14 protein-coding genes are annotated in these 15,165 nt (G+C 68.0%); 12 read left to right on the forward strand and 2 right to left on the reverse strand.

Translation table 11 applies throughout. From position 1 onward, the window contains the following. Nucleotides 1–218 precede the first annotated feature (218 nt). From ABL838_RS04985 to ABL838_RS05010, 6 genes are all read left to right on the forward strand, one after another. Nucleotides 219–965, forward strand: a complete 747-nt coding sequence (locus tag ABL838_RS04985) for a response regulator transcription factor (RefSeq protein ID WP_126021702.1) — start codon at nt 219–221, stop codon at nt 963–965. A gap of 6 nt (nt 966–971) precedes the next feature. Next, entirely contained in the window at nt 972–2,834 is a 1,863-nt protein-coding gene (locus tag ABL838_RS04990; protein WP_126021394.1) for a sensor histidine kinase, read from the forward strand. Nucleotides 2,835–2,866: 32 nt separating this feature from the next. Beyond that, nucleotides 2,867–4,021 (forward strand): rod shape-determining protein RodA, encoded by a 1,155-nt coding sequence (gene rodA, locus ABL838_RS04995; protein WP_126021393.1) that lies wholly within the window; start codon nt 2,867–2,869, stop codon nt 4,019–4,021. A gap of 34 nt (nt 4,022–4,055) precedes the next feature. After that, nucleotides 4,056–5,516, forward strand: coding sequence for a metalloprotease TldD (gene tldD, locus ABL838_RS05000; RefSeq protein WP_184634756.1), 1,461 nt, complete (start codon nt 4,056–4,058; stop codon nt 5,514–5,516). An 84-nt stretch (nt 5,517–5,600) separates the two neighbouring features. Beyond that, nucleotides 5,601–6,140 carry a hypothetical protein gene (locus ABL838_RS05005; RefSeq protein WP_184634758.1) on the forward strand — a complete coding sequence of 180 codons (540 nt, stop codon included), beginning with the start codon at nt 5,601–5,603 and terminating at the stop codon, nt 6,138–6,140. A gap of 240 nt (nt 6,141–6,380) precedes the next feature. Then, nucleotides 6,381–7,499: a 3-deoxy-7-phosphoheptulonate synthase gene (locus ABL838_RS05010; RefSeq protein ID WP_126021390.1), complete on the forward strand. Its 1,119-nt coding sequence runs from the start codon at nt 6,381–6,383 to the stop codon at nt 7,497–7,499. A gap of 7 nt (nt 7,500–7,506) precedes the next feature. Here ABL838_RS05010 and ABL838_RS05015 read toward each other — a convergent pair whose 3' ends face one another. Beyond that, on the reverse strand, nt 7,507–8,025 hold the full coding sequence (locus ABL838_RS05015; protein ID WP_184634760.1) for a cupin domain-containing protein: 519 nt from the start codon (nt 8,023–8,025) through the stop codon (nt 7,507–7,509). Further along, complete coding sequence (gene mpl, locus ABL838_RS05020) at nt 8,022–9,425, reverse strand: UDP-N-acetylmuramate:L-alanyl-gamma-D-glutamyl-meso-diaminopimelate ligase (protein ID WP_184634761.1); 1,404 nt, start codon at nt 9,423–9,425, stop codon at nt 8,022–8,024. Before mpl ends, ABL838_RS05015 begins: the two co-directional genes overlap by 4 nt. Before the next feature lie 111 nt (nt 9,426–9,536). On the opposite strand from mpl, the gene ABL838_RS05025 reads away from it, so the two are divergent. The 6 genes from ABL838_RS05025 to ABL838_RS05050 all read left to right on the forward strand — a co-directional run bounded on the left by ABL838_RS05025 (nt 9,537) and on the right by ABL838_RS05050 (nt 15,136). Continuing rightward, nucleotides 9,537–10,133, forward strand: coding sequence for a hypothetical protein (locus ABL838_RS05025; RefSeq protein ID WP_184634762.1), 597 nt, complete (start codon nt 9,537–9,539; stop codon nt 10,131–10,133). Beyond that, the gene (locus ABL838_RS05030; protein ID WP_126021386.1) at nt 10,134–10,688 is read left to right on the forward strand and encodes a TlpA family protein disulfide reductase; all 555 of its coding nucleotides are present in this window, start codon (nt 10,134–10,136) and stop codon (nt 10,686–10,688) included. Between the two features lie 100 nt (nt 10,689–10,788). Next, on the forward strand, nt 10,789–11,262 hold the full coding sequence (accB, locus tag ABL838_RS05035) for an acetyl-CoA carboxylase biotin carboxyl carrier protein (protein WP_418124509.1): 474 nt from the start codon (nt 10,789–10,791) through the stop codon (nt 11,260–11,262). 2 nt (nt 11,263–11,264) lie between these two features. Beyond that, the gene (accC, locus tag ABL838_RS05040) at nt 11,265–12,614 is read left to right on the forward strand and encodes an acetyl-CoA carboxylase biotin carboxylase subunit (RefSeq protein WP_184634765.1); all 1,350 of its coding nucleotides are present in this window, start codon (nt 11,265–11,267) and stop codon (nt 12,612–12,614) included. A 15-nt stretch (nt 12,615–12,629) separates the two neighbouring features. After that, nucleotides 12,630–13,523: a 50S ribosomal protein L11 methyltransferase gene (gene prmA, locus ABL838_RS05045; protein WP_418124510.1), complete on the forward strand. Its 894-nt coding sequence runs from the start codon at nt 12,630–12,632 to the stop codon at nt 13,521–13,523. Between the two features lie 83 nt (nt 13,524–13,606). Beyond that, on the forward strand, nt 13,607–15,136 hold the full coding sequence (locus ABL838_RS05050) for a zinc-ribbon and DUF3426 domain-containing protein (protein WP_418124511.1): 1,530 nt from the start codon (nt 13,607–13,609) through the stop codon (nt 15,134–15,136). The last annotated feature ends 29 nt before the right edge of the window (nt 15,137–15,165 follow it).

Below are 15,165 nucleotides of genomic sequence, written 5' to 3' on the forward strand. Positions count from 1 at the left end.
TGCTCCTGCGCCTGGGAGCATGCCGCGCATCTGGAATTCGAAAGTACTCAGGCTGAGTTCGCTGCGGTGCAAATCGCCTACATTCCGGTTACTTCGCTCGCCCGGGCTGCAGGAATGTGCCCGGAAAAAAGCGGCCAGAGTTTCAAGCAAAGCCTGTTGGCGCACATATCCCATGAACGAGGGATGTGCGCATGGATGCCCCATGCTCGCCGAGGCTTATGCTCGGAGGAATGAACATTGAGGCTCAGGACGACGCGTCGCTACGCCGCTGGGGCGTGCTCGTGGTCGAGGACGACAGTCGCGCGCGCGCCTTTTTCGAGGCGAGCGTGCAGCGCAGCCCGCGGCTTTTCTGGCTCGGCAGCGCGGGTACCGTGCAGGAGGCGCTGGGCTGGCTCTCGCGCACGACCACCATTCCCGACGTGTTGCTGGTCGACCTCGGCATGCCCGACGGCACCGGGCTCGACGTGATCCGCGAGGCGGTCTCGCGTTTTCCGGGCTGCGAACCGCTGGTGGTGTCCGTCTTCGGCGACGAGGAAAACGTTCTCGCGAGCATCGAGGCCGGCGCCGTGGGCTACATCCACAAGGACGCCGCGCCCGAGGACATCGCCCAGACCATCGTGGAGATGAAGGCCGGCGCCTCGCCGATCTCGCCCATGATTGCGCGGCGCGTGCTCGCCAAGTACCGCAGCCTGCAGACTGCGGCGCCTTCCGGCACCACGCCGGGCTCGGCGCCCGAGGCCGCCGCCGAGGAAGCCGACCGCGGCCTGCTCTCGGCGCGCGAGCACGAGGTGCTGACGCTGATCGCTCGCGGTTTCTCCTATGCCGAGATCGCCCGGCTCAAGGGCCTGAGCGTGCACACGGTGCAGACCCACATCAAGAACCTCTACGGAAAGCTCGCGGTGCATTCCAAGAGCGAGGCCGTCTTCGAAGCGACGCGTCTCGGCCTGTTGTCTCATCCGGGCTGAGCGCAGATGCGGCCGAACCGGGTGTCGCTGGTGATGTCGTGGCTGGCGATGCTCCTGATGGGCCTCGCCGGCCTTTTCGGCGCCTGCGGCGTTTCCGTCGCGTCCGCCGCCGAGGCGCCGATCGAACTGCGCCAGGGTACCGTGACGACCACGGTCGACGGCGTCACGCGCACCGAGCCGGTCGAGCTTTCCTACCACTGGGACCGGCAGCACAACGGACGCCCCGGCACGGCCAGCTTCGACCTGCCGTTCACGCTCGAGGCCGAGCCCGAGACGCCGTGGGGCATCTTCATTCCGCGCGTGGGCAACGTCTTCGAGGTGCAGCTCAACGACGCGCTGCTGCAGACCTACGGCGACATGAAGCGCAACAACGACGCCGACTACGCCAAGGCGCCCATCTACGTGCCCGTGCCCGGCAAGCTGCTGCGCAAGGGCGACAACCTGCTGCAGATCCGGCTGCATGCCGACACCGCCCGCCTCGCGGGGCTGTCGCAGGTGGTCGTCGGGCCGGCCGCGTCGGTTCGCAACGAGCTCTTCGAGAGCGCCAACGCTTGGCGCTTCACCGGCTCGGTGCTGCTGATGGCCTTCAGCCTGATCGTGGGCGGCATCGCGCTGGCGCTGTGGCTGACGCAGCTCGACGTCGATGCAAACGGCATGCCGCGGCGCGTGGCCATCTATTTCTGGGCCGCGCTGGCGGAATTCTTCTGGGCGGTGCGCATGGCCGACGGGCTGGTCGCCGAGCCGCCGCTGTCCTGGGGGCCGTGGGGCGTGCTGATGGCGGCCTGCTACGCCGGCTGGGCGGCCGCCTCCATGATGTTCGTCTACCACCTCGCGGGCTGGGCGAACGAGCGGCGCCACCGCTGGGTGCGCTGGCCGGTGGCCGGCGTCGTGGTCGGCACGGTGCTGTTCAGCGCGCTTTCGCTGCAGCGGGACGAGCCGGCCTGGTTCACCGCCTGGCTCGCCGTGGAGCTCGTGTTCGTCGCCGCCTTCGTCGGCGCCTTCGCCCTCGCCACGCTGCGCCACCCGAACGACGACCGCCTGCTGATGGCCGGCGCCGCGCTGGTCACGGTGGCATTCGCCGCGCGCGACTGGCTGGTGGTCCGCCTGAGCGACGCCTACGGCGAGACCACCTGGGTGCGCTATTCGTCGGTGTTCTTCGGCGCGGTGCTGCTCCTGATCGTGCTGCGGCGCTTCCGTGCGGCGGCCGTGCAGGCGCGCGGCTCTGTCGCGGCCCTGGCCGAGAGGGTGGCGCAGCGCGAGCGCGAACTGGCGGCCACCTATGCCGAGCTCGAGGCCGCGGCGCAGGTGCAGGCGCGCACCCACGAGCGCGAGCGCATCCTGCGCGAGATGCACGACGGCGTGGGCTCGCACATCAGCTCGGCGATCCGCCAGCTGCAGTCAGGCCAGAGCAGCTCGGGCGACCTGCTGCGCACCCTGCGCGACTCGCTGGACCAGCTCAAGCTGCAGATCGATTCCATCCACCTGCCGCCGGGCGACGTGGGCGCGCTGCTCGCCGCGGCGCGCTACCGGCTGGAGCCCCGGCTGGCGTCCTCGGGCATCGAGTTCGAATGGGCGGTGGACGAGGTGGAGCCGGTGGAGGGGCTGGACGCGCACGGCATGCGGCAGCTGCAGTTCCTGCTGTTCGAATCGATCTCCAACGTGCTGCGGCACGCCGAGGCCACCGTGCTGCGCTTCGAGGCCGGCATGAAGGGCAAGACGGTGCAACTGCGGGTGATCGACAACGGCAAGGGCTTCGACACCACCAGGGTCATGCCGCGCTCGCTGGCGGAGCGCTCCGGGGCCATCGGGGCCCGCCTGACGGTCGAAAGCCGACCGGGGCGCACGGTCGTTCAGCTCGAATTCGATTGAGGGGGCCGGTGGGGCTGGGATAATCCGCCCTCATGTCCGCCGTGTTCAATCAGCCCTCCCTGGCGCGTCGAATTGCGCCCATCTTCCAGGGCTTCGACGGCTTTCTGGCCTTCGCCGTGCTGCTGCTCGCCTTCGCCGGGCTGCTCACCATGTATTCATCGGGCTACGACCACGGAACCCGTTTCGTCGACCATGGCCGCAACATGCTGCTGGCCGGCTTCATCATGTTCGTGGTGGCGCAGGTGCCGCCGCAGCGGCTGATGCTCGCGGCCGTGCCGCTCTACACGATGGGCGTGGCGCTGCTGGTGGCGGTGGCGCTCTTCGGCATCACCAAGAAGGGCGCCCAGCGCTGGATCAACGTGGGCGTGGTGATCCAGCCCAGCGAAATCCTGAAGATCGCCATGCCGCTGATGCTGGCCTGGTGGTTCCAGCGGCGCGAGGGCCAGCTCAGGCCGCTCGACTTCGTGGTGGCGACGATGCTGCTGGCGGTGCCGGTGGGGCTCATCATGAAGCAGCCCGACCTGGGCACCTCGCTGCTGGTGCTGGCGGCGGGGCTGTCGGTGATCTTCTTCGCGGGGCTGCCCTGGAAGCTGATCGTGCCGCCGGTGGTGATCGGCGCGGTGGCCATCACGCTGATCGTGGGCTTCGAGTCGCGGCTGTGCGCCGACGGCGTCGACTGGCGCGTGCTGCACGACTACCAGAAGCAGCGCGTGTGCACGCTGCTCGACCCCAGCAAGGACCCGCTCGGCAAGGGCTTCCACATCATCCAGGGCATGATCGCCATCGGCTCGGGCGGCGTGGGCGGCAAGGGCTTCATGCAGGGCACGCAGACGCACCTCGAATTCATTCCCGAGCGCACCACCGACTTCATCTTCGCCGCCTATTCCGAGGAATTCGGGCTCATGGGCAACCTGGCGCTGATCTCGGCCTTCATCCTGCTGATCTTCCGGGGACTGGTCATCGCAGCCAACGCCGGGACGCTGTTCTCGCGCCTGCTGGCCGGGGCGGTGACGATGATCTTCTTCACCTACGCCTTCGTGAACATGGGCATGGTCAGCGGCATCCTGCCGGTTGTGGGCGTGCCGCTGCCCTTCATCAGCTATGGCGGCACCGCGATGGTGACGCTGGGGCTGGGGCTGGGCATCCTGATGTCCATCGCCCGGGCGAGGAGGCTCGCCCAGAACTGAGCGCGGACGGGGGGCGAGCCATAGAATCCTGAAAATGATCTCTCGCGAACCCACCATCGAGCGCCTCGCCACGGCGCAACAGCTCCTTCTCACGCCGTTCGGCCTCGACGAATCGCACCTGAGCAAGGCCCTCGCCGAGATCACTGCGCACCGGGTGGACGACGCCGACCTGTATTTCCAGTACACCCGCAGCGAAGGCTGGAGCCTCGAGGAAGGCATCGTCAAGACCGGCAGCTTCAGCATCGACCAGGGCGTCGGCGTGCGAGCGGTCAGCGGCGAGAAGACCGCCTTCGCCTACTCCGACGACATTTCCGAGGCCTCGCTGCTCGATGCTGCGCGCACGGTGCGCTCCATCTCTTCCGCGGGCCGCGCCGGCAAGGTGAAGACCGCGCCCCGCAAGATCGCCTCCAGCCGCTCGCTCTACCAGGGCATCGACCCCATCGCCACGCTCGACAGCACAGCCAAGGTGAAGCTGCTCGAGAAGGTCGAGAAGCTCGCCCGCTCGCGCGACCCGCGCGTGGCGCAGGTGATGGCGGGGCTGGCCAGCGAGTACGACGTGGTGCTCGTTGCCCGCGCCGACGGCACGCTGGCCGCCGACGTGCGGCCGCTGGTGCGCCTGTCGGTCACCGTGATCGCCGAGCAGAACGGCCGCCGCGAGATCGGCTCCGGTGGCGGCGGCGGGCGCTTCGGCCTGGCGTATTTCTCCGACGAGCAGATCGCCGAGTACGTCGACCATGCCGTGAAGGCGGCGTTGACCAACCTCGACGCGCGCCCGGCCCCGGCCGGGGAAATGACGGTGGTGCTGGGCTCCGGCTGGCCCGGCATCCTGCTGCACGAAGCCATCGGCCACGGGCTGGAGGGCGACTTCAACCGCAAGGGCTCGAGCGCGTTCTCGGGCCGCATCGGCCAGCGCGTGGCGGCCAAGGGCGTGACGGTGCTCGACGACGGCACCATCGCCGACCGCCGCGGCTCGCTCAACGTCGACGACGAGGGCAACGCCAGCCAGCGCAACGTGCTGATCGAGGACGGCATCCTCAAGGGCTACATCCAGGACGCGCTCAACGCGCGCCTCATGAAGGTCAAGCCCACCGGCAACGGCCGCCGCGAAAGCTATGCCCACGTGCCGATGCCGCGCATGACCAACACCTACATGCTCGGCGGCGACAAGGAACCCGACGAAATCGTCGCGAGCATCAAGAAGGGCCTGTACGCCACCAATTTCGGCGGCGGGCAGGTCGACATCACCAGCGGCAAGTTCGTGTTCTCGGCCAGCGAGGCCTACTGGGTCGAGAACGGCAAGATCCAGTACCCGGTGAAGGGCGCGACCATCGTGGGCAACGGCCCCGACGCGCTCACCCGCGTGACCATGATCGGCAACGACATGGCGCTCGACTCCGGCGTGGGAACCTGCGGCAAGGAAGGCCAGAGCGTGCCCGTGGGCGTGGGCCAGCCCACCCTGCGCATCGACGGCCTGACTGTAGGTGGAACGGCTTAGGACTTTCGGCACTTGTGGACTGTTTCCTCCCGTTGCTAAGCTGCGCTCCTTTTTTTGCGAAGAACGCATTCAAGGAGCATTTCGATGGGGAACAGGATCAATTCGCCCGCCGTTCTGTGGGCCGTGACCGCCGTGGTGGCGGTGGCCTCCGCCGGTTGCGCATCCCGCGGCAGTTCTGGTAGCCAGCCCGCGGCGGCGCCCGCACCCGCGGCGGCGGCTGCGGCACCTGCCGCGCGCGGCGGAGCCAAGGCCGGCATGGACGCCCAGGGCAACGTGATCGACTCCTCCAAGGTCGAGGCCGGCAGCGGCCGCACCGTCAAGGGCCTGAACGGCTACGAAGGCGAGATCACCGGCAACCCGGCGCGTAACAGCAAGTTCGCGCGCCTGCAGATCGGCATGAGCGCCCGGCAGGTCACCGACATCGCCGGCCAGCCCACCGATCAGGGCGCATATGTAACCGGCAAGGCCTTCATTCCCTTCTATTTCGGCAGCGACCGCCATCGTTTCGAGATGACCTACAAGGGCCAGGGCCGCCTGATCTTCGCGGGCGGCGGCATGGGTGACTATTCCTCCGGCAACCTGATCTGGATCATCCACAACCCCAACGAATCGGGCTACCGGTAAACAACAGCGAGCCCGGTCCCTTGACCGGGTTTCGCTTTTCCGTGCTACATTGCCACCCCATGTCCGCTGTCCGCGCTTACTTTTTTGCCTACTTTTGGTTCCCGGTTTCCGGCGGACGAGAGGCGAGCGCGTAAGCAGCACACACGAATACCCTCCCAGAACCGCCGGTGGCCTCAAGCCCCGGCGGTTTTTTCTTGTCCCCTCGATTCCAACTCCAGCAGCACACAAGGAAGAAGCACCATGAGCACGAACAACTCCCCCGCCAGCGACAGCTGGTATGCGCGCGTCGAAAAAACCAGCAAGACCGACGACGAACGCATCAAGGACATCAACGTGCTCCCCCCTCCAGAACACCTCATCCGCTTCTTCCCCATCCGCGGCACCGCGGTCGAGACGCTGATCGAGGACACCCGCGGACGCATCCACAACATCATGGCCGGCAAGGACGACCGGCTGCTGGTGATCATGGGCCCGTGCTCGATCCACGACCCGGCCGCAGCGCTCGAATACGCGCGCCGCCTCAAGGCCGAGCGCGAGAAATACGCCGGCACGCTGGAGATCGTGATGCGCGTGTACTTCGAGAAGCCGCGCACCACGGTCGGCTGGAAGGGACTGATCAACGACCCGTACCTGGACGAGAGCTTCCGCATCGACGAGGGCCTGCGCATCGCCCGCCAGCTGCTGATCGACATCAACCGCATGGGCCTGCCGGCGGGCAGCGAGTTCCTCGACGTGATCTCGCCGCAGTACATCGGCGACCTGATCTCTTGGGGCGCCATCGGCGCGCGCACCACCGAAAGCCAGGTGCACCGCGAACTCGCCTCGGGCCTGTCGGCGCCCATCGGCTTCAAGAACGGCACGGACGGCAACATCCGCATCGCCACCGACGCCATCCAGGCGGCGGCGCGCGGCCATCACTTCCTGTCGGTGCACAAGAACGGCCAGGTCGCGATCGTGCAGACCAACGGCAACCGCGACTGCCACGTGATCCTTCGCGGCGGCAAGGCGCCCAACTACGACGCCGCCAGCGTCGAGGCCGCCTGCAAGGACCTGGAAGCCGCCAAGCTGCCGCCCACGCTGATGGTCGACTGCAGCCACGCCAACAGCTCCAAGCAGCACCAGAAGCAGATCGACGTGGCCAAGGACATCGCCGCTCAGATCGCTGACGGCTCCAAGCGCGTCTTCGGCGTGATGGTCGAAAGCCACCTGCAGCCGGGCGCCCAGAAGTTCACGCCGGGCAAGGACCAGCTCTCGGGCCTCGAATACGGCAAGAGCATCACCGACGCCTGCCTGGGCTGGGAAGACTCGGTGCAGGTGCTGGACACGCTCTCGCAAGCGGTCAAGCGCCGCCGGGGGTGAGCGGGCCCTAGAGCAATCCGGCCAGGTCGGGCCAGTGGTGCCGCATCGACGCAGCCTCGTCGCTGTCGGAGGGCACCAGGGAGAAATCGGCGAAGTCGAAGCCCGGCCCGACCATGCAGGCGACCAGCGTGTAGTCGCCCGAGCTGTGGCTCTGGATCGGCTGCGCCGCCTGCCACTGGCCGGCGGGCACCACGTGCTGGGGGCGAGTGCCATGGATGTCGACCGGGCCCAGCCGCGTGTGCGCCGGCGCGGTCCGCATCGCGGCGTCGCAGGTCCACAGCGCGAGCGGCACGCCTTCGAGGTGCACCCAGACTTCGTCGGACAGCACCCGGTGCCAGCGCGAATGCTGGCCCGCCTCGAGCAGGTAATAGATGCTGGTCAGCGCGCTGCGCGGCGGGCGGCCATCGGCCGGCGTGACGTTCGATGTGGAGCGGAACACCTCGGCGTACCAGCCCCCTTCGGGGTGCGGTTGGAGCTTCAGGGTCTCGACCAGTTCGCGGGCTCGGGCGATCGGCATGGCGGTCATGATGCGGCCGCCGCGCGCAGGGCCGCAAGCAGTTTGTCGTGCACGCCGCCGAAGCCGCCGTTGCTCATGCAGACGATGTGATCGCCCGGCCGGGCCGCGGCGACGATCTGCTTCACCAGCGGCTCGATGGCCCCCGCGACCTGCGCGCGATCGCCCATCGGCGCGAGCGCGGCGGCCACGTCCCAGTCGAGGCCGGCCGTGTGGCAGAACGACAGGTCGGCCGATTCCAGGCTCCACGGCAACTGCGCCGCCATGACGCCCAGCTTCATCGTGTTGCTGCGTGGTTCGAAGGCAGCGAGGATGCGCTCACTTTTGCGGCCAGCGTCGTCCAGCTTCTTGCGCAGGCCGTCGAGCGTGGTGCGGATCGCGGTGGGGTGGTGGGCGAAGTCGTCGTAGACCGTGATCGCGCCGCCGTTGCCTTCGACCGTGCCGCGCAGTTCCATGCGCCGGCGCACGTTGCGGAAGCTGCCGAGCGCCCGGGCCGCGTCGGCCGGCGCCACGCCCACATGCTCGGCCGCGGCAATGGCGGCCAGCGCATTCATCTGGTTGTGCAGTCCGGAAAGCTCCCATTCGACCCGGCCGACCGCCTCGCCGCGCAGCAGCACCTCGAAGGCGTCGTGGGTGCCGCGTGCCTGCCACTCGCCGCCCGCGCCGAAGCGCGCGAGTTCGCTCCAGCAGCCCTGGGCCAGCACGCGCTGCAAGCTTTCCTCGGTGGCGTTCACCACCAGCCGGCCGGTGCCGGGCACGGTGCGCACGAGGTGGTGGAACTGGCGTTCGATGGCGGCAAGGTCGTCGAAGATGTCCGCGTGGTCGAACTCCAGGTTGTTCAGCACCGCGGTGCGCGGCCGGTAGTGCACGAACTTGCTGCGCTTGTCGAAGAAGGCCGTGTCGTACTCGTCGGCCTCGATCACGAAGGCGGGGCCGTCGCCCAGCCGGGCCGAGACGCCGAAGTCCAGCGGCACGCCGCCCACCAGGAAGCCGGGGGACTTGCCGCCCTTTTCGAGGATCCAGGCAAGCATCGAGGTGGTGGTTGTCTTGCCGTGGGTGCCAGCCACCGCCAGCACGTGGCGGCCCAGCAGAACATGCTCGGCCAGCCACTGCGGGCCGCTGGTGTAGGGCTTGCCGGCGTCGAGGATGGCTTCCATCAGCGGGAACTTGGGACTGCCGTCGGCCAGCCGCGCGCGGGAGACCACGTTGCCGACCACGAACATGTCAGGGGCCAGCGAGAGCTGGTCGGCACCGAAGCCCTCGATCAGGTCGATGCCGAGGGCGCGCAGCTGGTCGCTCATCGGGGGGTACACGCCGGCGTCGCAGCCCGTGACCCGGTGGCCGGCTTCGCGGGCGAGGGCGGCCACTCCGCCCATGAAAGTGCCGCAGATACCCAGGATATGAATGTGCATCGGTCGATTCTAGGTAAGCGGTGTGCAGGCCCTTCGGCGGGGCCGCCCGTTTGTCCCGTGCCGCGTACTGATGTTCATGTGAGGGGCGCCTACTGCGGGCAAAATGCCCCGATGGACACGTCCAAGCGTGAAATCGCCGCTGCCGCAGCCCGCCTCGTCGTGGAGGAGGGGCTCGAATACGGCCCGGCCAAGCGGCGGGCCTTGCGCGACCTGGGGCTTTCGACGCGCACCGCGCTGCCGAACAACGACGAGGTCGAAGCCGAGGTGCGCGAGTACATCGAGCTCTTCTGCGCCGACACGCAGCCACAGGAACTGCACGCGTTGCGCCTCCTCGCGCTCGAATGGATGGAGCGCATGGCTGTCTTCCGCCCTCATGTGGGCGGCGCCGTCTGGCACGGAACGGCCACGCGGCTGTCAGACATTTATATTCAGTTGTTCTGCGATGATCCCAAATCGGCGGAGATAGCCCTGATCGATCACCACGTGGACTACGAACCGCGCATGGTGACCGGCTTCCACGGCGAGCAGGTCGAGGCCCTGAGCGTGCATGCGCCGAGCCGCGCGCTCGGCGAGGAAATCGGCGTGCACCTGCTTGTGTACGACCTCGACGACCTGCGCGGCGCCCTGAAGCCCGATGCCCAGGGGCGCGTGCCGCGCGGCGACCTGCCCGCATTGCGCCGACTGATTGAACGAGAAAAGGACAAGTGAATGACTTCTTCGCCCACCCGACGCGGCATGCTCTATGCCGGCGTGGCGGCCGCGGCTGCGGCTGCCGGGCTCGGCGGCGCCTGGTGGAAGGAGCGCAGTGCAGGGGGCGGTGCGGGCGGCAAGGAGATGCTCGACGCAGCCTTCTGGGCCCAGAGCTTCGAGCGTCCGGAGGGCGGTGACCTCGTTCTGTCGAGCCTGCGCGGCAAGCCGCTGCTGCTGAACTTCTGGGCGACATGGTGCCCGCCCTGCGTCGAGGAAATGCCGATGATCGACGCCTTCTTCCGCCAAAATGGGGCGAATGGATGGCAAGTGATCGGATTGGCCATCGATCAGCCGAGCGCCGTTCGCAAGTTCCTGCAGCGCACGCCGGTCACCTATCCCACGGGCCTGGCCGGCCTGCAGGGCACGGAACTGGTCAAGAACCTGGGCAACACGGGCGGCGGACTGCCCTTCACACTGGTCCTGAACGCGAACGGCTCCGTGGCCGCCCGTAAAATGGGCAAGCTCGAAGCGACCGACCTGGAGACTTGGCGGCGTGAACTGGTTCATGGTTAGAATCAGTTCCTTACGCTGGCGTTAGACGCCGAACGCCGAAAATCACCGATTTTCGAACAAGTTATATCCTGAAGACCGGCACAGCCGGCACTGGAGTCCCATGGATCTGCGCAAACTCAAGACACTGATCGATCTGGTGTCCGAATCGAATATTTCCGAACTGGAAATCACGGAAACCGAAGGCAAGGTTCGCATCGTCAAGGGCGGCGGCGCTGCTCCGGTGCAGTATGTGCAAACCCTGGCCGCGCCTCAGGCCGCTGCCGCCGCGCCGGCCGCGGCCGTCAGCGCCCCGGCGGCTCCCGCCGCGGCCGCTGCGCCTGCCGCCGAGGCCGCGCCGTCCGGCCATGCGGTGAAATCGCCGATGGTCGGCACTTTCTACCGTTCGTCGAGCCCGGGCGCCCCGGCATTCGTCGAGGTCGGCAGCAAGGTCAACGAGGGCGACACCCTCTGCATCATCGAGGCGATGAAGATCCTCAACGAAATCGAGGCCGACAAGTCCGGCACCATCACCCAGATCCTCGGCGAAAACGGCCAGGCGGTCGAATACGGACAGCCGCTGTTCATCATCGAGTAAGCATGTTCAAGAAGATCCTGGTTGCAAACCGGGGGGAAATCGCCCTCCGGATCCAGCGCGCCTGCAGCGAGCTCGGCATCAAGGCCGTGATGGTCTATTCCGAGGCCGACCGCGACGCCAAGTACATCAAGCTCGCCGAAGAGGCTGTCTGCATCGGGCCGGCTCCCTCGGCGCAGAGCTACCTCAACATGCCGGCGATCATCTCGGCGGCCGAGGTGACCGACGCCGAGGCGATCCACCCCGGCTATGGCTTCCTGAGCGAGAACGCGAATTTCGCCGAGCGCGTGGAGCAGAGCGGCTTCCAGTTCATCGGCCCGACGCCCGACAACATCCGCACCATGGGCGACAAGGTCTCGGCCAAGCAGGCGATGATCAAGGCGGGCGTGCCCTGCGTGCCCGGCTCCGAAGGCGAGCTCTCGGACGACGCTGCCACCAACAAGCGCATCGCGCGAGCCATCGGCTACCCGGTCATCATCAAGGCCGCCGGCGGCGGCGGTGGCCGCGGCATGCGCGTGGTGCACACCGAGGCGGCGCTGGTCAACGCGATCCAGATGACGAAGGCGGAAGCCCAGGCGGCCTTCAACAATCCGGCCGTGTACATGGAGAAGTTTCTCCAGAACCCGCGCCACATCGAGATCCAGGTGCTGGCCGACAAGCACAAGAACGCCGTCTACCTCGGCGAGCGCGACTGCTCCATGCAGCGCCGCCACCAGAAGGTGATCGAGGAGTCGCCCGCGCCCGGCATCCCGCGCAAGCTGATCGAGAAGATCGGAGAGCGCTGCGCCGCGGCCTGCAAGAAGATCGGCTACCGCGGCGCCGGCACCTTCGAGTTCCTCTATGAGAACGGCGAGTTCTACTTCATCGAGATGAACACGCGCGTGCAGGTGGAGCACCCGGTGACCGAGTTCACCACCGGCATCGACATCGTCAAGACGCAGATCATGGTCGCGGCGGGTGAGCGCCTGCCGTTCACGCAGCGCCAGATCCAGATGAACGGCCACGCCATCGAGTGCCGCATCAACGCGGAAGATGCCTGGAAGTTCATTCCCTCGCCGGGCCGCATCACCATGTGGCACCCGCCGGGCGGCCCGGGCGTGCGCGTCGACTCGCATGCGTACACCAACTACTTCGTGCCGCCGAACTACGACTCGATGATCGGCAAGATCATCGTCTACGGCGACACGCGCGAGCAGGCGATGGCGCGCATGCGCACGGCGCTGAACGAGACGGTGATCGAAGGCATCCAGACCAACATCCCGCTGCACCGCGAGCTGATGGTCGATGCCAAGTTCATGAGCGGCGGTACCAACATCCACTATCTGGAAGAGTGGCTGGCCGCACACAAGCGCTGAGCCTGGAACATCGCGATGTTTGAACTTCGCCTCATGGCGCCCGAAGACCGGGTCGAGACGCTGTGCGAAGCGCTCGATGCGCTCGACGCATTGAGCGTGTCGGTGGAAGACGCCGACGCGCAGACCGATGCGGAGCAGGCGCTGTTCGGCGAGCCGGGCATGCCGCCGCCTAAGGAGGGCTGGCAGCGTTCGCGCGTGATCGCGCTCTTTCCCGACGAGGCGCAGGCCAAGGACGCTGCTTCGGTGCTCGCGCTGCAGGACTTCTTTGACGAAGGCTGCGAAGTGCTCGGCATCGCGACGGTGCCCGAGCAGGACTGGGTGCGCCTGACGCAATCGCAGTTCGCGCCCGTCGAAGTCACGCCCGAGTTCTGGATCGTGCCGACCTGGCACGAGCCGCCCGAGCAGGCCAGGCAGGTCATCAGGCTCGATCCGGGCCTGGCCTTCGGCACCGGTACGCATCCCACCACGCGCATGTGCCTGCGCTGGATCGCGACGCGAGGCGAGGGGGCCCTGGCCGGCAGGCGCGTGCTCGACTACGGCTGCGGCTCCGGCATCCTGGCGATCGGCGCCGCGAAGTTCGGCTCCACCGACATCGATGCCGTCGACATCGACGAAGCAGCGGTCTCCTCGACCGTGCTCAATGCCGAAGCCAACGGCGTGAAGCTCAAGGCCGGCCTGCCCGACGCCGCCAAGGGCGAATACGACATCGTGCTGGCCAACATCCTGGCCACGCCGCTCAAGCTGCTCGCGCCGCTGCTGCGCGGCCATGTGAAGTCGGGCGGCTCGCTCGTCATGGCCGGCATCCTCGAACGCCAGGCCGACGAACTGAAGGAAGCCTACGCACCGTACGCGGTGCTCGAAGTCAGCGACAGCGAGGACGGCTGGATCCTCATGACGGCCCGCTGCTGAGTTGCTGCGGCGCACGCGGCCGGTTTCTTGCGTGGCCTTGAGCCCCTCGCGCGGCGAGGGCCCAACCCTACAATCGCCCGGTCATGAGTCTCGTCACGCGCTGCCCTGCCTGCACCACCACCTTCAAGGTGGTGCGCGACCAGCTTCGCATCTCGGATGGCTGGGTGCGCTGCGGCCGCTGCAGCAATGTGTTCGACGCGACGCTCGACCTGCACGAGACATCCGAAGGGACCGGCGGGACAGCGGTCGCGCCTGGTGCGTCGCCGGCGGTGCAGGGCAGTGGCTTCATGCCGGGGCTGGTCGAGCAGCCTGCTGCGGAGCCGGCGCCTTCGCCCGAGCCTCCCACGCCTCCGCCTGCACCGGAACCCTTGCCCCCGGCCGAGCCCGGACTCGAGGAGCCGGAGCAACCCCTGTCGTCATCCGCCGAGGATGCGGACTTCTTCGACGACGAGCCCGAGCATCAGCGCCAGCGCAAGGATTGGCTCACGGACGAGGAGCACCTGCTTCCGCCGGATGCCCTGGTGCTCGACCCCACGCCGAAGACCGTGTCGCCGCTGGTGCAGTCGCCGCCTCCTGCCCCGGCGTCGCCGCTGCCCGCGTTCTCGCTGACCCTGCCCGAGCACGGCCTCGCCGCCGACGAGCCGTGGTCCGACCTCGACGCCACGCAGCCCGCCTGGAAGCCGCCGCCGAGCACGCTGCCGCCGTTTCCGAACATCGACCTGAATCTTGCGTCTCCGCCGCCCGCGCCGCCACCACCGGCGCCGCCGCTGCCGGTTACGCCGCGCATCGTCAAGACGCGCACGCTCATCCAGCGTGCGAGCGATGACGACGCCGCCGACGACGGTGGTGCCGCGGACGAACGCGAGCAACTGGAGAAGGAACACGACCAGGTCCAGATGCAGAAGGCGCTGCGGCGGGCTCGTGCCAAGTCGGCCAAGATCGCAAGCGCCAAGGCGCGCGAGGAGCGTGCGGCCGCGAAGGCATCGCCGGCCCTGGTGGTGCGGGAAGAGACCGAAAGCGGAGCCGACGAGCCCGATCCGGTGCTCTCGCCGATCTTCGAGCCGCCGCCGGGGCATCCCTTCGCGGAGGACGACGAGCCGCTGGAAAAGGCGCTGGGCTTCTGGCAGCGCAGGGGTGTGCGGGTGCTGCTGGTCCTGCTGGCGGTTCTTGCGGCGCTGTTGCTGGTTCTGCAGATCGTTCGCCATGAACGGGACGGCATCGTCGCGCGCCAGCCCAACCTGCGGCCCACGCTTGCGGCGCTGTGCCAGTACACCGGCTGCGAGCTCGGCGCGCTGCGCCAGATCGGCGACATCGTGATCGAAGGCGCGGCCTTCGCGCGCGAGAAGAGCGGCGGCAACGACTACCGCCTGAGCTTCACCCTGCGCAACGGCGCCACGGTGCCGCTCGCGATGCCGGCCGTCGAGCTCTCGCTGCTCGACACGCAGGAGCGCGCCGTGGTGCGCCGCGTGCTGATGCCGGCGGACTATGGCGCTCCGGCCGTGTTGCAGGCGCGCGCGGATCGCGCGGCCTCGCTGCCCCTGACCTTGTCCGCTTCGGAAGCGGCGGCGCTGCCGCCAGTCGCGGGTTATCGCGTCGAGGCTTTCTATCCCTGAGCGGGGCGCGTGCGCGCGTGTGTCCTTCT

The sequence above is a fragment of the Variovorax sp. 160MFSha2.1 genome (assembly GCF_048305075.1).
GTDB classification, from domain to species: domain Bacteria; phylum Pseudomonadota; class Gammaproteobacteria; order Burkholderiales; family Burkholderiaceae_C; genus Variovorax; species Variovorax guangxiensis.